The 19,128-nt window shown below is 35.7% G+C and carries 18 protein-coding genes; 4 read left to right on the forward strand and 14 right to left on the reverse strand.

Going from position 1 to position 19,128, the window contains the following annotated elements:
- From accD to HMPREF2767_RS04895, 4 genes are all read right to left on the reverse strand, one after another.
- Entirely contained in the window at positions 1–843 is an 843-nt protein-coding gene (accD, locus tag HMPREF2767_RS04880) for an acetyl-CoA carboxylase, carboxyltransferase subunit beta (protein ID WP_040928723.1), read from the reverse strand.
- A 20-nt stretch (positions 844–863) separates the two neighbouring features.
- On the reverse strand, positions 864–1,274 hold the full coding sequence (locus HMPREF2767_RS04885) for a FadR/GntR family transcriptional regulator (protein WP_068129303.1): 411 nt from the start codon (positions 1,272–1,274) through the stop codon (positions 864–866).
- A gap of 65 nt (positions 1,275–1,339) precedes the next feature.
- Positions 1,340–4,483 (reverse strand): DNA polymerase III subunit alpha, encoded by a 3,144-nt coding sequence (locus HMPREF2767_RS04890; RefSeq protein ID WP_070622790.1) that lies wholly within the window; start codon positions 4,481–4,483, stop codon positions 1,340–1,342.
- Positions 4,484–4,501: 18 nt separating this feature from the next.
- Positions 4,502–5,461 (reverse strand): DHH family phosphoesterase, encoded by a 960-nt coding sequence (locus HMPREF2767_RS04895; protein ID WP_070622791.1) that lies wholly within the window; start codon positions 5,459–5,461, stop codon positions 4,502–4,504.
- Positions 5,462–5,533: 72 nt separating this feature from the next.
- On the opposite strand from HMPREF2767_RS04895, the gene HMPREF2767_RS04900 reads away from it, so the two are divergent.
- Positions 5,534–5,872: a YtpI family protein gene (locus tag HMPREF2767_RS04900; RefSeq protein WP_068129297.1), complete on the forward strand. Its 339-nt coding sequence runs from the start codon at positions 5,534–5,536 to the stop codon at positions 5,870–5,872.
- A gap of 113 nt (positions 5,873–5,985) precedes the next feature.
- The gene (locus HMPREF2767_RS04905) at positions 5,986–6,672 is read left to right on the forward strand and encodes a phosphoribosylaminoimidazolesuccinocarboxamide synthase (protein ID WP_070622792.1); all 687 of its coding nucleotides are present in this window, start codon (positions 5,986–5,988) and stop codon (positions 6,670–6,672) included.
- Between the two features lie 665 nt (positions 6,673–7,337).
- Here the strand turns inward: HMPREF2767_RS04905 and HMPREF2767_RS04910 are convergent.
- A complete protein-coding gene (locus tag HMPREF2767_RS04910; protein ID WP_070622793.1) occupies positions 7,338–8,027 on the reverse strand; it encodes a metal-dependent hydrolase in 690 nt (229 codons plus the stop codon).
- 89 nt (positions 8,028–8,116) lie between these two features.
- Between HMPREF2767_RS04910 and HMPREF2767_RS04915 the strand changes: the two genes are divergently transcribed.
- Positions 8,117–8,686, forward strand: a complete 570-nt coding sequence (locus HMPREF2767_RS04915) for a hypothetical protein (RefSeq protein WP_070622794.1) — start codon at positions 8,117–8,119, stop codon at positions 8,684–8,686.
- Here HMPREF2767_RS04915 and ald read toward each other — a convergent pair.
- Positions 8,678–9,790: an alanine dehydrogenase gene (gene ald / locus HMPREF2767_RS04920; RefSeq protein ID WP_040928732.1), complete on the reverse strand. Its 1,113-nt coding sequence runs from the start codon at positions 9,788–9,790 to the stop codon at positions 8,678–8,680. The two genes, HMPREF2767_RS04915 and ald, sit on opposite strands and share 9 nt — an antisense overlap.
- Positions 9,791–9,989: 199 nt before the next feature.
- Here ald and HMPREF2767_RS04925 point away from each other — a divergent pair, with 199 nt between their 5' ends.
- Entirely contained in the window at positions 9,990–10,490 is a 501-nt protein-coding gene (locus HMPREF2767_RS04925; protein WP_068129290.1) for a universal stress protein, read from the forward strand.
- Positions 10,491–10,541: 51 nt separating this feature from the next.
- On the opposite strand, the gene HMPREF2767_RS04930 is transcribed toward HMPREF2767_RS04925, so the two are convergent.
- From HMPREF2767_RS04930 to HMPREF2767_RS04965, 8 genes are all read right to left on the reverse strand, one after another.
- Entirely contained in the window at positions 10,542–11,957 is a 1,416-nt protein-coding gene (locus HMPREF2767_RS04930; RefSeq protein WP_070622795.1) for an aldehyde dehydrogenase family protein, read from the reverse strand.
- A 66-nt stretch (positions 11,958–12,023) separates the two neighbouring features.
- Complete coding sequence (locus HMPREF2767_RS04935) at positions 12,024–12,905, reverse strand: class I SAM-dependent methyltransferase (protein WP_070622796.1); 882 nt, start codon at positions 12,903–12,905, stop codon at positions 12,024–12,026.
- A gap of 63 nt (positions 12,906–12,968) precedes the next feature.
- Positions 12,969–13,469, reverse strand: a complete 501-nt coding sequence (tpx, locus tag HMPREF2767_RS04940) for a thiol peroxidase (RefSeq protein WP_068129284.1) — start codon at positions 13,467–13,469, stop codon at positions 12,969–12,971.
- Between the two features lie 3 nt (positions 13,470–13,472).
- The gene (locus tag HMPREF2767_RS04945) at positions 13,473–13,982 is read right to left on the reverse strand and encodes an RDD family protein (RefSeq protein ID WP_070622797.1); all 510 of its coding nucleotides are present in this window, start codon (positions 13,980–13,982) and stop codon (positions 13,473–13,475) included.
- 11 nt (positions 13,983–13,993) lie between these two features.
- Positions 13,994–14,995, reverse strand: a complete 1,002-nt coding sequence (sppA, locus tag HMPREF2767_RS04950; RefSeq protein ID WP_068129280.1) for a signal peptide peptidase SppA — start codon at positions 14,993–14,995, stop codon at positions 13,994–13,996.
- 47 nt (positions 14,996–15,042) lie between these two features.
- The gene (gene thiI, locus HMPREF2767_RS04955) at positions 15,043–16,239 is read right to left on the reverse strand and encodes a tRNA uracil 4-sulfurtransferase ThiI (RefSeq protein WP_070622798.1); all 1,197 of its coding nucleotides are present in this window, start codon (positions 16,237–16,239) and stop codon (positions 15,043–15,045) included.
- The gene (locus HMPREF2767_RS04960) at positions 16,229–17,356 is read right to left on the reverse strand and encodes a cysteine desulfurase family protein (RefSeq protein ID WP_070456809.1); all 1,128 of its coding nucleotides are present in this window, start codon (positions 17,354–17,356) and stop codon (positions 16,229–16,231) included. The genes thiI and HMPREF2767_RS04960 overlap by 11 nt, the downstream gene beginning before the upstream one ends.
- 49 nt (positions 17,357–17,405) lie before the next feature.
- Positions 17,406–19,100, reverse strand: coding sequence for a septation ring formation regulator EzrA (locus HMPREF2767_RS04965; RefSeq protein ID WP_070622799.1), 1,695 nt, complete (start codon positions 19,098–19,100; stop codon positions 17,406–17,408).
- Positions 19,101–19,128 lie beyond the last annotated feature (28 nt).

Raw genomic sequence — 19,128 nt, forward strand, 5'->3', positions numbered from 1 at the left:
CTAACTATGCAACCTTAATATTTGAGCTAATACAGATCTCATTTCCGTTCGGTCTACCACTTTGTCGAGTTGACCGTGTTCGATTAAAAACTCTGCCGTTTGAAAATCTTTCGGCAATTTCTCTTTGATCGTCTCTTCAATTACTCGGCGCCCAGCAAATCCAATTAACGCACCGCTTTCCGCTAAGTTAATATCACCGACAGATGCAAAAGACGCACTGACTCCACCTGTTGTTGGATGCGTCATATATGCGACATATAATAACCCGTGACTAGAATGGCGCTCTATCGCTACAGATACTTTTGCCATCTGCATTAACGATAAAATACCTTCTTGCATTCTCGCTCCACCACTTGCTGTGAACACGATGACGGGTAAACGATGGTCCGTTGCATAGTTAAATGCTTGTGCGAGCATTTCACCAACCGCACTTCCCATACTACCCATGCGGACGCGTGTATCCATCACAGCGATCACGACTTCGTGTCCGTCAATTTCTCCATGTGCAACACGAAGCGCTTCATTGAGCCCCGTTCGACGTTTATCGTTTTCTAATTTTGACACGTAATTCGGGAAGTTTAATGGGTTTTTCGACGTAATATTTGTGAATAATAACTTTTTACTATTTTTATCGAATAATGCGTCGAGACGCTCGTCACTAGTGATTGGGAAATGATACTCACATTTTGGACACACGTGGACATTACTTACTAACTCTTTTGTATAGAGTAAGCTTTTACACTGTGGACATTTTGTCATTACTGGTTCTGAATCTTTATATGTTCCTTTTTTGGTCGGTTCGTTTACTTTTTTGTTAAGTTTATAAAATAAGTCTTTTAACATAATTTCCCCTCGACATTTTGTTAATCTGTATATTTTTTAATGATCGTATAAATTGTAGATAATATTAAATTATCCGATTCTTCAACCGTTTTTTTGCCGTCATATTTTTCATCAATATATCGTTCGAATAATTCGTTGATTTCCATTAACTCATCACGTTGTGCATCCGTTTTAATTAAAAATCGTCCGATGATATCAAATAATCGATGTTCTTTAAAATCAGCGAGATATGTACCTTCTCCAATTTTCACGTGAACGACACCTAACATTTCTAACGCTCTTAAAGCTTCACGTACACTTTGACGCGAAACGTTTAGCTCTTCTTTTAAATATCGTTCACTTGGAAGTCGGTCTCCAGGTTGAATATTCGTCTCACGAATGATTTTTTCTAGTTCAGTTAAAATATATTCAAATCTAGTTTTCTGGTTCATTTTATACCTGCCATTTCAGTGGTCGTACCACTGATAATAACATGATTTAAATTTTCAAGCAATTTTCATTTCATCAAACGTACATTTTCTTTTCCTAACAGATTAATAAGTCGATTTAAATTCTTATGTCGCATGTGTCCAAGTTTCGTTTGTTCCATATCAAAAACTGGAATTCCTTCCGATGACAACAGCTTTTTAAACTGCGTATCTTCGTAATTTCTTACATAGACATACTTCGTATCTTTAATATAATTTCTTATAAAATCATCCACAATATAAACCCTAGAGATGATTAATTGTTTTTTACCTCTGTACTCATCCATCCGACCGTCGATTACGAGTATATCTTGTTGAAGTTTTGATAAGTTGATCATATAATCTTTCGGGAAAAGTACCGCATCCATTTCAGTATGCCCGTCTGTGATTGATACGTAAGCCATGTCGTCATTTTTCTTCGTTCTTATTTGTCTCACACTAAGTATAGAAACGAGAAAAATACCTCGTTGTTTATTAGACTTATGATCGAGTAATGAAAACGGAATATATTGAACATCATTATGTTTTGTAATGATTGGATGCTCTGAAATATTAAATCCAAGCATTTCGATTTCTCCATCGATGAGTTCTTGTTGGGTCATTTCTTCGACGTCTTCATCCTCAGGGCGAATTATTGTTAAACCGAGCACCATGTCGAGTAAATTAATTTGGTCTACGCCATCTTTAATGGAATCTAATGCTTTTTTAGATTGTTGTAATAACGACTTTCTCGAGCGATTAAAGTCATCGAACGCACCTGAAAGAATTAAAGCGCGAAGTTGTCTTTCGTTTAATCTTATACCTAACTGATTCATACGTGATACAAAATCGTACACGTCTTCAAACTGTTTCTCTTTTCTTGCTTCAACAATTCCATTTGAGATATCTTTCGTTATATATTTAATCATCGAAAATCCGAGACGTAATCCGTCTTTGCTCGTATTGTTATAAAACGACTCATGAATACTTGGTCGTTTTATATGAACCTTTAATCGTTTTAACTCACGTAACGTATTTGCAAGTTTTTCTTCTTTCGTCTTATGGTCAAGCAGCATGACCGCATAAAACTCTTCCGGGAAATGTGCTTTTATATACGCCATTCTGTACGTAATTAACGCATAGACGAGCGCGTGACTTTTTGGAAAACCGTAATCAGCGAATTTTAAAATTAAATCAAATAAGTGTTCACTCACTTCACGGCTATAGTGATTCCGCTCAGCGCCTTCAATGAACTTACTTTTTTCACGCATTAACTCGTCGCGGTTCTTTTTCGCCATCGCGCGTCGTGTAATATCCGCTTCTTGCAAACTAAACCCTGCAATTTTTCGAGTCGTCTGCATAATTTGTTCCTGAAATATCATGACTCCGTACGTATCTTTTAAAATTTCTTTTAAATCATCATGCGGATAAATGACTTTTTTTGAAGAATGTTTAATGTCGATGATATGGTCGATTTGTTCCATCGGACCTGGTCTGTACATCGCAAGAACGAGCGCAAGATCGAGTAAACTATTCGGTTTGTAACGTTCGATTACTTTCGTAATTCCATCAGATTCTAATTGGAATATACCAGCTGTCATTCCAGCAGATAATAGTCGAAATGTTTTTTTATCGTCTAAAGGTATTTTATTTACGTCAAAATCGTGATTACGTGTTTTGATACGAGTACTCATATAGCGAATTAACGACAGCGTCTGTAAACTTAAGACGTCGATTTTTAAAAGCCCAACTTTTTCACAGTCTTCCATCGGCCACTGACTTATGACACCTGTTTCATTAAACATGATTGGTATTTCTTCGTTTAAAGGATTTCTACCAAGCAGTACCCCACTAGCATGAATTGAAGTGTTTCGTGGTAAGTTTTCTATTTTTAATGCGTATTTTTTTAACAGCTTATATTTAACATTTGTTTCAATTAAGTTGTTAAATCTGTCAGAGTTAAATGCTTGTTCAAGGTCAACATTATTTTCATCGATAATGTTTGAAATTTCTTTTAGTTCACTGTCATTAAAGCTAAATATACGGCCCACTTCACGCGCAGCACTTTTAGCTGTCATATTGTTATAAGTTAAAATGTTCGCAACGTGCATTTCGCCGTATTTTTGCTGTAAATAATCGATTACTTTCGGACGATCGACAGATGCAAAGTCTATATCGATATCTGGCATCGTGACACGCTCTTCGTTTAAAAATCGTTCAAATAGTAAATCGTACTCGATCGGATCAATGTCAGTAATATCAAGTAAATACGCGACTAAACTCGCTCCAGATGACCCACGACCTGGACCGACATAAATTTCATTGTTTTTACAATATCTGACGAGATCTGAAACGATTAAAAAATAATCTGCAAATCCCATGTTGACGATTGTTGTATATTCTTTATTTAGTCGGTCACGGTATGCGTCTGTCATATGTCCTATTTTACGTTTTACCGCATCTTTTAATTCTTCTTTTAATAACTCTTCACTTGACCCTTCTGTAAACTTCGGTAGTGTATATTCCACTTTCGGCAGATAGACGTCACATTTATCGACGATTTCTTTGTTCGTTTCTAAATAATCACTATATTTAACGATATCCGCTTGTAGTTTAATAAAGTCGTCACCGTCTGTTTCGTTTAAATATTGTAAGTCTATTTTTTCGTTCTCTTTAATAGCATTTAATACGTTAACGACTGCAGCATCACTTTTTTTATAGTAGTAACTCGGACGAATGTAGGCTTTTTTATACGTACTATTCACAGTATGCGCAGTATACTTATCCTCGTCAGGGATGTTTATATATTCAAAGATGTTAAGTCCTTCATCATTTTTAAGAACCGCAATACAGTCTGTAATATCGCTTAGAAATGATAATGGAATGACTTCAGTTTTTTTATAACTAATTCTAGAAGATAGTTTAGATAGAAAATAAAAACCTTTTAAACTTTTTGCATACAACACAATATCGCTCGTCTTAAAATCATCTTCTATACTAATCTCTAGTCCAACGATAGGTTTTATATCATTTGTCTGTGCTTTTTGTAAAAACTCATATGCACCGTGCATACTATTGAAGTCCGTAATCGCAACAGAACACTGGTCGTCTTCTTTTAAAATATTTATAAGGCGATCAATTTGAATATTACTATTTAAAAATTCATAGCTACTATGCACATTTAAATTGATCATTCGTATTCACTCCGCCTCTTATAATTTTTCTTCTAACTTTTCAATTAACAGCTGTAAATCTTCTCTTCTTCTGAAACGAACGCCACTTGCGTGTTTGTGTCCGCCCCCTCCAAAATGCTGCGCAACGTCATTAATCGGCACATCTTTAGAACGTAGACGTACACGGATATCATTTTCTGTTTCAAGTGCCATAAACCAAACTTTAACTTCTTCAACTTCTCTAAACACATTCACTTGTAACGCAGCATTCGCCTCATCTACCCCGTACTTTTCACGGTCTTCAATCGACACAAAGACACTGAGTACACCTCTATCTGTTAAGTTAAAGTTGCTGATTAAAAACCCAGTAAATTTAAAGTCTTCTAACGATTTTTTGTACAGTTCTAGTAATAGACTATTCGTGTCTAAACCCCCTTTAGAAATGTCACTCATGACGTCATAAGTCGTTTCATGTGAATTATATAAAAATCGACCAGTGTCTCCGACAATTCCTAAATACGCGAGTGACTTAACGTCCTCATTAATAGCGTCACTATCAAATAACGATAAAAACATATATAACAGTTCACACGTTGAAGACACAGATGTTTCTACGATATTAACATCTCCGTATGGCTCGACATTTGGATGGTGGTCGATTTTAATAACGTACTGACCATTTCTATAATCTCCGTCGTAGTCGATTCTTTCGACGTTAGCCGTGTCTAAAATAATAACGAGATCTTCGTTAGTAATTTCGCCATCGTCAAGTTCACCCATAAATTCTAAGTTCTCTTCAGTACTTCCGAGAGCGCGTACTTTTTTCTCTGGAAACTTATTGAGTAAAAACTTTTTTAAAGCGAGTTGAGATCCTAAAGCATCTGGATCTGGACGAATATGTCGTAAAATCACAATCGAATTTGCGGATTCAATTTTTTGAAACGCTTCATTTTTATATTGATTTAGTGATGATAATTGATTTAAAAATTTTTTAAACATATAAAAACACCTCATTAATAGTTGTGATATTCCCTTTAAGCAATTATACTACAGTAGAATGGAGTTGTAATAATGAGCACTGGTTTTCAATTGTTAATTACTACATTAGTCACAGCGCTAATCGTAAGTTTCTTAATGTTCTTCATCTACAAAGTACGTCAAATTCGTACGAAACGTGACGTGAGAAAAGCTTACTATAACGCGATGGCTAGATTATGGTTTGGCGTGTTTTTAATCATCTTCGGTACAAACTCAATCGTTCAGTTTAATACGGTTGTGACATATATAATCGGTGGTATTTTTATCGCTTTAGGAATTATTAACGTGACACACTTTAACAAAGCACGTAAATACTTTAAATCAAACTTACCGATTGAAGATGAAGCATACGACAAACTCAATAAACAATAAGATTATGTAGAAACCATCTAACAAAAAGTTAGGTGGTTTTTTTAAATTTTAAAATGACAATAGCGTAATTTTTTTATATGATTAATATATCACTGATTTGTAAGGAGTTTGTTATGGAACGTATTTATACTGGTAAAACGAAAGATGTATTTAAAGATACGAACGGAGATATCGTCCTCTATTTTAAAGATGATATGACAGGTAAAGACGGAGTGTTTGATCCAGGTGAAAACCAAGTTGGTCTGACTGTAGAAGGTTCAGGTCGTGCTGGTCTTGAAATGACTTCTCACTTCTTTAAAATTTTAGAAGATAAAAAAATCCCAACACACTACATTTCAAGCGACTTAGACAAAAAAGAAATGCGCGTAAATGAAATCGAAAACTTCGGAGATGGATTAGAAGTCATCTGCCGATACGTTGCGGTTGGTAGTTACTACAGACGCTATGGTAAATACATTGAAAACGGCACAGTATTAAAATCACCTGTCGTAGAATTTACGTTAAAAGACGATGAACGACAAGATCCAGTCGCATCAAAAGAAACGCTCGATATATTAGGACTCCTCACAAACGAAGAGTACGACGAAATCGAATCACTCACGATCCAAATTTGTGACATCATTAAATACGAGCTACTCAAAAAAGACTTAGAACTCTACGACATTAAACTCGAATTCGGTAGAGATAAAGAAACAGGCGACATCTTATTAATCGACGAAATCTCTGGTGGAAACATGCGCGTTTATAAAGGCGACGAAAATATCCACCCACTTGATATCGGTAAGATTTTATTTAATTAATTTAATTCACAATAAAAACACCCCAACCAGCGACGTGATCTGACACTTCACCTCGGTGATGGGGTGTTTTATCTTGTTTTTTTAAAAAAACTATTGCTGTGGTGTTTCGTGTTAAAAAGCCGGTCTTTTTGTGTATTTATTCTTCTTAAGAATGAAAATACTGCTTCCGCCAAATATATTTAACAAAAATTTCCTGATTTTGTTAGATATCCGGATATATTTAACAAATTTCAGACTCAACGCCCCATTTTTGTTAAATATAATTTTTTATCTAACAAAATTTTGCCCGCCACAGCCGATTTTTGTTAATTATCCTAATATATTTAACAAAATTTCAGCTAAATGATGCATTTTTGTAAATAAGGATGAAAAGCCCGGTTTCGATTGTGTAATTAATCTCTAAATTAATATAAACGCTCTTTCGCCGAAATTTAATTAACAAAAATTTCGCGATTTTGTTAGATATCCTGATTTATTTAACAAATTTCAAACTCCACGTCTCATTTTTGTTAAATATAATTTTTTATCTAACAAAATTTTGCCCGCCACAGCCGATTTTTGTTAATTATCCTAATATATTTAACAAATTTTCACCTACATGACTAATTTTTGTTAATTAAGATGAAAAAACACAAAGTCCACCCGACCTTAACCTCACCTCGAGATTATTTAAATGTCACCGCTTCACCTGGCTTTAAAATCTGGCACTCTGTTTTGAGCGCTTGTTTAAATTTTTCCGGATCTTGTTCAATTGGTGGGAATGTATTGTAATGTACAGGCACTACAACACGTGGCTGAATTAATTCGTCTGTTGCGTGAATCGCGTCGCTAATTCCCATTGTAAAGTGGTCACCGATTGGTACGAATGCAACATCGATCTCACCATTTAATGTATTGATGAGTTTTAAATCACTAAAGATTGCTGTATCCCCTACATGATATATCTTTTTATCGCCAAGAGTTAAAATGATTCCTGTAGGCATTCCGCCGTAATGAACGTTTCCGTCATCGTCTGTATAGCTTGATGAATGGAATGCTTGCACGAATTTTACTTTGATACTATCAAACGACTTCTCTCCTCCGATGTTCATGCCTACCGTGTTTAATCCTTGAGTTTCTAAATATCCCGCTAATTCAACTGGCGCAATAACTGTTGCATCGTTGTTTTTAGCAATTTCAACCGTGTCTCCAACGTGGTCATTATGTGCATGCGTGAGTAAAATATAATCTACCTTTACGTCTTCAACTTTTAAATCTGTTAATTCATTTCCAGTGATGAAAGGATCGAAAATCCCTTTTACACCATCGTGTTCAAACTGAACGACTGAATGTCCGTGATACGTTACTTTTGTCATTATATTTCCTCCTTTATATACTGTATTTATAACCGAATTTTTAAAAGATTAACCATATAGGTGTGCTATATTATGTTAGAGGTGTTGTTATGAATACTATTTTTAAAGTTAATTCATTGACTGAATCTGAGGACTTCGTTTTTTTTACAAATCACCAATTAGAATCTAATCCACTCGTTGCAAAGATGTATAAAATAATGCATCAAAATTCGACTGTTCTAATTTCACTCAACTATTTAAATGAATTAGATCCTTTTATTATTCAAAACATTCATTATGAAACGATAAAAGAAACGGATAGCATCGATGGTTACGTGACGGATCAATGTATCGTCAAGAATGAATTAGACAGTAACTTTTTAAGAGAACTGTCAACGATGGTTAAGGATAAACACCTAATTATCGGCCCGTCGTTTTCCAATATCCCATACTTTTTACAATCTAAGAATTTAGAAATAGCTATTCAACATAACGCAACTGCAGTCATGTATGATGTGAGAAATATAGATTTTAAAAACTATAACGAATTAAAGCCGCTCGCAAAACTAAAGTCATTTGCGAGAAAGCGTATTGAAATTATCCCAGTCGTTGAATCCGTAGAAAAAAGAGATGAGCTACTATCACTCATCCCTTTTCAAACAGTCTGTATATTAGATTAATGAATCAATTTCAACGTATTCTAAATCTTGTGCTTCTGCAACAGCTTTATAAGTCACGTGACCTTTATACACGTTGAAGCCTTCTTTAAGTCCTGCGTTACGTTTTGCCGCTTCTTCAGCACCTAAGTTTGCGATTTGAAGACCGTATTGTAACGTAGCGTTTGTTAATGCGATTGTTGACGTTCTAGGTACTGCACCTGGCATGTTCGCAACTGTGTAGTGAATTACACCGTGTTTCACGTACGTTGGGTCGTCGTGAGTTGTAATGCGGTCAGATGTTTCAAAGTTACCGCCTTGGTCGATTGCGATGTCAACAACGACTGAACCGTCACCCATGTTTTTAATCATTTCTTCAGTCACTAATACAGGAGCTTTTGCACCTGGAATTAACACTGATCCAATGACGACGTCACTCGACTCAACTTCTTTTTTAATGTTCATCGGTGTAGACATTAACGTCTGCACTGAATCACCAAATAACTCATCTAACTCTCTTAAACGATGTGGGTTTAAATCTAAAATTGTAACTCTCGCACCGAGTCCAACCGCAATTTTCGCTGCGTTTGTACCTGCGTTACCTCCACCGATAATCGTAACTTTACCACGGTCTACTCCAGGTACACCTGCAAGTAAAATACCACGTCCACCTTTAATTGCTGATAAATTTTCTACCGCCACTTGAGTTGCCATACGTCCAGCAACTTCACTCATCGGTTGTAATAGTGGTAATCCACCAAATCTGTCGACGATTGTTTCATAAGCAATCGCTGTAACCTTTTTATCAATTAACGCCTTCGTTAAGTCGACCTCTGGTGCTAAGTGGAAGTACGTAAAGATAATTTGGTCTTCTTTAAAGAAATCGAACTCTTCTTTAAGTGGTTCTTTAACTTTAACGACCATATCAACGTCCCATGCTTCTTTTGCTGATGAAACAATTGTTGCTCCTTTTTCTACATACTCTTCATTAGTGAAGAAAGAACCAACACCAGCATCAGATTCAATACGCACTTCGTGTCCTGCTTGGACAAATGCATATGCTGCATCCGGCGTAAGCCCAACACGGTTTTCGTTGTTTTTAATTTCCTTAGGTACACCAATAATCATGAAGTATAACCCCTTTTCTTTTGTTATGAAAACTCTTTCTTTATTTTATATTAACATACTCATTCATAAAAATGTTATCGTTATCATACAAAATTTGGTAAAATAAAATTAACAGTACAAGTTAGCAAATTTTAATTACTATTTGATTATTTTTAGTCGCTAAAGGGTATAGTGTACTGAAAGTTAAGGAGGAAATGACATGTTAGATTACAAAAACATTTTAATCGCAGTCGATGGATCACACGAAGCAGAGTGGGCATTTGAAAAAGCTGTTAACTTAGCTAAGAAAACGGACGCACGTTTAATCGTCGCAAACGTTATTGATACGAGAAGTTACGCATCAGTTGAAGCGTATGATCGTACGATTTCAGCACGTGCTAAAAACTTTGCAGATAAGCTTTTACAAGGCTATAAAGAAAAAGCACTGGCTGACGGTGTATTAGATGTCGTTACACTCGTAGAATACGGTTCACCGAAATCAGTGATTCCTAAAAAAATTGTTAAAGACACAAATGCAGACTTAGTTGTCGTTGGTTCTACAGGTTTAAACGCAGTTGAACGATTCATTATTGGATCGGTCTCTGAAGCTATTGTACGTCATGCACCATGTGATGTATTAGTTGTAAGAACTGAAACTTTACCTGAAGATTTTGAACCGACAGTCGCAACAGATGAGCTCGTTCAAAATGAAGTAAATTAATTCCCATGAAAATAGCCTCTACTTTTTAAAAAGTAGAGGCTTATTTTTATATTACTCCTTAAATAACACTTTTGTTTCTGTATATTCTTCGATACCGATCCAACCGATTTCTTTACCGATACCAGACTGTTTATAACCACCGAATGGTGCGGCTGGATTTCTTGCTGCACCGTTTATAATGATACTACCTGTGCGTAATTTTTTGGCAACGTCATATGCTTCTTCGTCATTTTCACCAAATACTGCACCGTATAACCCGTACGTCGTATCGTTCGCGATTTCTACCGCTTCATCGACATCGTTATATGTGATAATCGATAAAACTGGTCCAAATATTTCTTCTTGCGCGATTTTACTGTTGTTATCGACTTTTGTAAATACCGTCGGTTCGACGTAATATCCTTTGTCTTCACTTTCTACTCTACCGCCACCAATTAGTAACGTCGCTTCTTTTTTACCGCTTTCGATATAGTTATACACACGGTCTTGAGCTTCTTTAGAGACGACTGGTCCAATCGTATTGTTTTCATCTTCAGGATTTCCAACACGTACGTTTTCTTCGATATATTGTTTAACGTATGCTTCCACTTCTTCTAGTCGAGATTCAGGAACGATTAAACGCGTAAGTGCTGAACATGCTTGTCCTGCGTTATTAATAATCGCGTCCATCGATTGTTTTACTGCTCTTTTAGCATCACCTTTAGGAAGTAAAATGTTCGGTGATTTTCCTCCAAGTTCTAAGTGTATATTTTTAATATTACTTTTTGCTTGTTCATAAATGCCTCGACCTACTTTAGTAGATCCAGTAAATGAAATCATATCGACTTTTTCATGTCCAGTTAACGCATCTCCAACTTCACTACCAGATCCAGGGACGATGTTAAATACACCTTTTGGAAGGCTTGTTTTATCAATCACTTCAGCAAGTAAAAATGCTGCAACTGGAGTTTTCGTACTCGGTTTTAGTACGACTGTAGCACCAGCGAGTAAAAGACATGTAAGTTTTCTTTGAATTTGATTCAGTGGGAAGTTCCACGGTGTCACTGCTGCTACAACACCTACACCTTCACGTACTAGATCAAATCCTTCATGATGTTCTGTGAATTTTACTTTATCCGCGTTCTCAAGTGCGAGTGTCATCTCTTTGATTGCTTGTTCAACCTGAGCTGCTTTTGTGTAATTATATGAACTTCCTAGTTCTTGTCGAATGACTTTCTCAAAGTCTTCTTGTCTCTCTTTAATTCCGTTTAAAATTTCTTCAACGTATTTTTGACGCTCTTCATAAGACGTTTCATTGAAGCTTTTAAATGCACGTGCTGCTGCTTCGACTGCTTTATCGACGTCTTCACTATTTGCTTTAGCAACCGTTGTAAAAATTTCTTCTGTCGCTGGATTCTCAACTTCAATCAAGTCAGACGTTGATGGTTTGACCCACTCGCCGTCAATATATATTTTGTCGTATTTCATTTCATAAACCCTCCTTAAGGTTTGTATTACTATTCTATCCGTTTAGTCATTTAAACAAACATCTGATTATTTTTGCCACGCTTCAACTGTTGATAAAAATTGTTTCATACTGTCTTTGTCTTTAAAATCAGGGATATCTCCGATTAAAACATCTTTATTATTTAATGCCACGTGCCCTTTTTTCAGAACGATTAACGACTTTTGACTTTTTTCGTCTTTAAAAATAGTCTTCGGTAAGTTTAAGAACATGAGTAACGTCACATCTTCTTTTATATACGTTTTAAACGTTTCTTGATTTTCGGTTAAGATGTTAGAAGGTACTGTAAAAATACCGATTCCGTCTTCTTTTGCTTTATTCATCCCCGCTTCAATCATTAAAAGATGCGCAAAGCTTTTACCTTCTTTAAACGCTGTCGTATACCCTTCAACCTCTACCGGATAAAAACCGACGGGTAAATCTCCAACGACTAAATCAACTGGCTCGATAAAGTTTTGTTCGATAATATTTTGTGGATATATCTTCATATGTGTCTCTAAAAACTCACATAGATTTGCATTTAATTCAGCGAGCGTCGGATCGATTTCGACACCGTTTAACTGTAATTCTGAATTTAACTCACTTAACGTCATCGATAAATGGCCAGATCCACTCCCGACATCTAACACCGAACCGCTACTATTTTCATTTAGTACGTTACCGATATACCCGATTGTGTACCCGATGACGTCTGGAGTCAGTTGATGGTTCGGTTGTACTTGCTCTTCTTTTAACTGCTTTAAATAAGCAAACTGAAATGCTTTTCGCTTCTCTATTTTTGTACCTGTTACGTCTACTTCTAATAATGCTTGAGACAATGATTCTATTCGCGATAAGCCAGTATGTTCATGAATATCATCTGTTTTATTTACTAATGCTTCGTATATTTTTTCTAAATTACTGAGTTCCATTAAAAAGTTCACCTCTAAAAAAATAAGGACTATTCTTTCGAATAGCCCTATTATAACAATTGATTAAATATTTTTTAAAGCGTCAATTGCTTTGTCATAATCTGGTTCGTTTGTACCTTCAGGTACGTATTCTACGTAGACAACATTATCGTCTTCGTCTAATACGAATACACTTCTCGCTTGTAAACGTAAATGTGGCATTAGCGTACCGAATTGTTTCGCAAATGATAGATCTTTATGATCTGAAAAAGTTACTGCATTTTCGATACCTTCATCTGCACAAAAACGTTTTTGAGCGAATGGTAAGTCGTTTGAAATTGTAATTAACTGTGTGTTTTCAACATCTGCTGCTTTATTATAAAATGTTTTCGTTTGAACTTGGCAAACTCCTGTATCAAGAGATGGTACAACACTAATCAGCTTTTTTGTACCTGCATATTCTTTTAACGGTTCTACATCTTTTAATTCGCTATTCACGACATTAAAACTATCGATATGTTGACCAACTTCAACAGCTTTTCCGTCTAATTTAACTTCATTTCCACCAAAAGTAATTGTCGTCATAAATTAAACCAGCCCTTCTTTTCTATTAGTCTCTACATCCACAGTATATTCAACCTCTTTTCTGTTTACAACTAATGTGTCTCCGATAAAATCATGAAGTCCCATTCGATTTTCGTTAAATAAAATCATTAAGTACGGTAAGTTTAATAATGCTTGCGTAATATATCGACCGATAAGTTCTCGATATAATACTTGAGCAAATGTTAACTCGTACCCTTTACTTGAAACAACACGAATACCGAAAATCATTTTTCCTAACGTTTGGCCAAAGAAATATGTCATTAAAACGAAGTAAAGGAAAAATACGACCGCTACGACAATGCTGCGTATTGGAATTGCATCAAAAATAACATTTTGATTCATGACGCCTAGCATCGTTAAAATCGGAATAATTGCGATTTGGCGTACCGACCATAAGACGATGAGATCAACGATATATGCGAGGAGACGTATTAACGTATCTGCAACAGGGTAACCCATTTCTTTTTGCAAGATCACTGTTTCTCTTTTCATAATCTCACTCCTTACTCATCATATAAGTACATCGGTTTTGGACCTTGGCGTTTATTGATTAAGTTTTCAACGATTAACGCATCTGAATCGTTAAATAATTGTTTCACGATGCTCGGTCCGTTAAAATTGAACATTGAAAAACGACCTGAACCATAACCATACGTATAAACCTGTGGATTGTCTGAACCAATCTCTTCTTTTAAATCAGCGAGCGCGTCATCAAAGTATCCAATCTCATCTACAAGTCCGTTGTCAATGGCATCACTTCCAAGATATACACGTCCATCTGCTAATTTACGTACTTCTTCTTCACTCATGTTACGCCCTTCAGCAACAACTTTTACGAACTCATCAAACATCGTATCTACCATGTGCTGAACGTATTCTTTTTCTTCTTTAGATGGAGTTTTTGCTCCTGATAACATGTCTTTCATATCGCCTGATGTATATGTGTTAAACTTTACGCCGTATTTTTCAGCAAGCTCACTGTAATCGATACTTTGCATAATTACGCCGATCGAACCAGTGATCGTTTCGTTACTTGCGTAAATTTTATTTGCAGGTGCTGAGACATAATATCCACCACTTGCTGCCATGTTACCCATTGAGCTGTAGATAATTTTCCCTTTATCTTTTGCGATTTTTAAGTACTTGTATACTTCAGCACTTTCAAATACTCCACCACCTGGTGAATTTACGTCAAGTAAAATTGCTTTCACTGAATCATCTTCAATAATTTCTTTTAAAGCATCAACTGTTAAACGATGATTATAACCCGCTACTCCAGAAAATAATCCGCTACCTTGCGGTGTATCTTGAATGACGCCATCTACACTAATGACCGCGATTCTATTTGACGGGTCACCTTCTTCAATAACGCTAACAGGTGAATCATCTACAAGACTACTAAATAAGTCTTCAAATTGATCTTTTTGGAATACATTAAATACGCTCATTACAACGCCTGAAATCAGTAAGGCAATTGCTGCGACTAATGCAATCGTTCGTTTCATAAGTTCATCTCCTTTAATATCTGTATGAGTTAGTATAACACAGTGGATTACAGTAAATCCTCAAATTCTGTAGATTCTTGTTCGTTTTTTGATGTGTATGTTGTGATTTGATTTAACGCATCTTCGATGAGTGGTTCAAAGTCGACATTAGATTCATATTTTATGACCTTATCTAAATTTGGTGATGTCTTCGGTTGTTTTGGTTTAAAGATTGTACAACAATCTTCAAACGGTAATATTGAAGTTTCATACGTACCGTAATTCACAGCTTTTTGTATAATTTCATTCTTTTCATATGTGAGTAATGGTCGTAGTACTGGGAAATTTGTCACTGCATTAATCGTATTCATACTCGTTAATGTTTGCGATGCAACTTGTCCAATATTCTCTCCATTTACGACCGCTTCCGCACCGATTTTACGTGCGAGACGTTCTGCGATGATTAACATAATACGTCTCGTTGTCGTCATCGAATATCCATCAGGTATTTTATCGTAAATAGTCGTTTGAATATTTGTAAATGGTACGATATGCATTTTAATATCGACACCGGTTTTATCGGCCATAATATCTACAAGTGTTTTTACCTTTTCTAACGACTGCTCACTCGTATACGGTGGAGAGAAAAAGTGAATTGCTTCAATTTCAACACCTCTACGCATAATCTCAAATCCAGCGACTGGGCTATCGATTCCACCAGAAAGCATTAAAACAGTTTTACCACCTGTTCCAAGTGGTAATCCACCGACCCCGTCATACACTTCACTGTACATATAAATTCCGTCATAACGAATTTCTATCATAATCGTATGATCTGGATGTTTTATATTCACTGATCGATTTGTTTCTTTTACGACGTAACCACCGATTAACTGCTGAATTTCATGTGTCTTTAAATGGTACGCTTTGTCGATACGTTTTACTTCAACTTTAAATGTATCGCCCTCTTTAAATGTTGACTCTAATAGTAATGCATTTTCTTTCATCGCTTCATCCGTTTTTTCAAGACGAATAATTGGCGACATGCTTAATATTCCGTTCACATGTTTTAATCGATTGATGACTTCATATGCATCTTCATTTTCTAGATCGATGTACATTCTATCTCTATTCGCACGGATAACGATGTCAAGTCCTTCTAAAGCACGTTCGATTTGCGACACTAATTTACCGATAAACATCTTTCTATTTTTCTTTTTTAACGTAAGTTCGCCGTAACGAACAAGTAGTAAATCATATTTCAACGATGACATCTCCTAATTCTTTATATATTTCATCAAATACTTTTATAAACGTATCTATTTCACTTTCAGTCGTATACTGTCCCATCGTAAGACGGATACTTCCTTCAATCACACGTAACGGATTTCCCATCGCGATGAGTGTTTCGTTCGGTGCGTTACGTTGTGACGCACATGCACTCGTTGTAGATACATAAATATCACGTTTACTTAGTGCGTTCACAATGACTTCACCTTTAGCACCTGTAATCGACAGGTTAATATAATGTGGTACATGTTTAGGCTGGATATATACCCCTTCATATTGTCGAAGCGCCTCACGTATTTTATCGTTAAACGAATTCAACTTATTATACGTATCTTCCATCGTTTCAAAAGATAAACGTAGTGCTTTCGCAGTAGACGCGATACCAGGTAAGTTTACCGTACCACTTCTCACGTTATATTCATGTCCGCCACCGTACATCACTGGATTTAACTGCGCAATATTTTTAACAAATAATCCACCGACACCTTTAACGCCATAAAACTTATGCGCTGAAAACGACACAGCATCCACCCCGCGATAATCGATATTTACCTTACCGACAGCTTGGGTTGCATCGACATGTAAAAATGCTCTGTTATATTGCTTGATGACGTCAACAATTTTCTCGATCGGTTGAATACTCCCGATAATATTGTTAACTGCAATAACCGATACAAAGATTACATCATCCGACATCTTTTCTTGTAAATCTTTGATATCAATGATTCCCTCCGGTGTCGTATCAATAAATACTAATTCGATCCCATCAATATGTCTCAGTACTTCGATAACACTCGGATGTTCAAGTTCTGAAACGAGCACCGTTCGACCGAATTGTTTTTTCTTTTTAATGACGCTTTGAATCACGATGTTATTACTTTCTGTGGCTCCAGAAGTAAATAGTAAGTCGTAATCATTTAATTTAAATAGTTGCTTGATCTGTGTTCTAGAAGCTTCAAGAAGCTTTCTCGCTTCTTGTCCACCTTTACTTAAACTTGCTGTATTATAAAAATATTTTCGATTTACCGTGTCATACGTCTGTAAGACGTCGTCTAATGGACATGTCGTTGCTGCGTTGTCAAAATAAATCATTGTTTCCTTCACCTACCATAAAAAAGACTTAGGAATGCTCCTAAGTCTCTCATCTGTTTTCATATGAGTCGATGATACGCTTTACTGCATCTTCATCAACTTCTCGTAATGCATGTTCTGCAATTTGAAGTGCACGTTTATATCTATTTTCATTGAATAAACGCGTCGCTTCTTCAATTTCACCATCTAATGTACTGTTATCTTTACGATAACGGTTTGCGTATTGAATAATTAACTCAGACAGTTCAGAGTCGTGAATGACTTCATACGCTTCTTGCTCGAAGTTGTTTAATAAAATAACTGCTTTATCGACTTTTTCTTTAATATAACGAACATTTAACGGACGACGTTCAAGATATCTATCGATTTCTTTCACTTCGTTATCGAGTTCATGCTTCATAACGATAAACTGCTCTGGAATTCTCACAAGGTTTGACGTCGTTAATCTATGCATGACTTCTTCTTTTTTGTCATCGATTAAGTTCGTATTATCGATTGCTTCCTCTTCATCGTATTTTAACGACTGTAAGTAATCTAGTACATCTTCTTGCTTGTCATTAATATCTTCAATCGTATGATCGATGTGTTCTAAGTTATCGATAATCTGACTATAGCGCGTCGTATTTTTATTAACTTCAGACTCAATATCTGCATACATCGTAACGAGATCTTCGATTTCGTATTCATATTTATGAATTGTTTGAATTTCTCTATCATTAATATAATATGCATCTTTAATAAAGTTAATTTCAGTACGTAATGACATGTTTGTGTCTTTCGCTTTAAACAGCATATCACTCACTTTGTCACGTAAATCATCGAACTTAATTTTCGCTTCGACTTCGTGTTCAATTAAGTCATACATATCATCGAGTTCGCTGTGAATACGTTCTAAATCTTCTTCTGCTTCTTCTAATTCTAATTTTGCAATTTTAGGCTCGATTAAATTTAATTCTGTACGTAAGCGTGATAGCGTCGTATCGACTTTGATATGCTCTAAATCATATCCGTCTAATCTTAACTCTCTACAACCATAACGGACTTCTTGAAATAGTGTTGGTAAGTCTTTTTGAACTTCTTTAATAAGCGCAGGGATTTTCTCCATACTCTCTTTTAAATTCGTAAGTTCTTCGTGAATTTCTACGATATGATCATGTGCGTTATTGTAATTCCCCTCATCGATGAGTGTGTTGTACTTCTCTAGTTCTGGTTCATATGAGTTGATTAACGATTCTAATGGTTTTCTCGAGTCACCGAATTTATGGCCATCTGCTAAAACGTCACGGTTTGCTTCTCTTTGAAGCGTAACCGACTCTTCATATAACTCTTTGCTCTCATCATTTTGTTTCATAAAGTCGTTAATTTCAACTGTTAACGCATCATATGTAGTCTCGATATTACCGATATGTTGAACGGCATTATCTTCGTTCTTTTTACTATCACTAAATTTAAATTTCTTTAAATTTTCATTTGCAGCTTTAAAATTGCTTTCTGCATGCGTCTTATTGTTGGATAACGCATCTTTCCATCTCTCATCCAAGTGTTCGTATAATTCTTTTGCCTCTCCATGTAGATTGTATGTTTTTAATTTTTCTAAATCTAAATGAAATGGTAATTGAATTACATCTTGTAATCGTGCTTCTTCTTTCTGTACTTCTTCAAGTTTTGATTTTCTTAAAAACAACAGTAATCCGATTACTATAATAACAAGGATAATCAGTCCAATTAAAATGTAAACCCACATACAATTACCCTCCTCAACTTATTATCAA

Origin of the sequence: Nosocomiicoccus sp. HMSC067E10, from assembly GCF_001810835.1 — a bacterium.
GTDB classification, from domain to species: Bacteria; Bacillota; Bacilli; order Staphylococcales; family Salinicoccaceae; genus Nosocomiicoccus; species Nosocomiicoccus ampullae_A.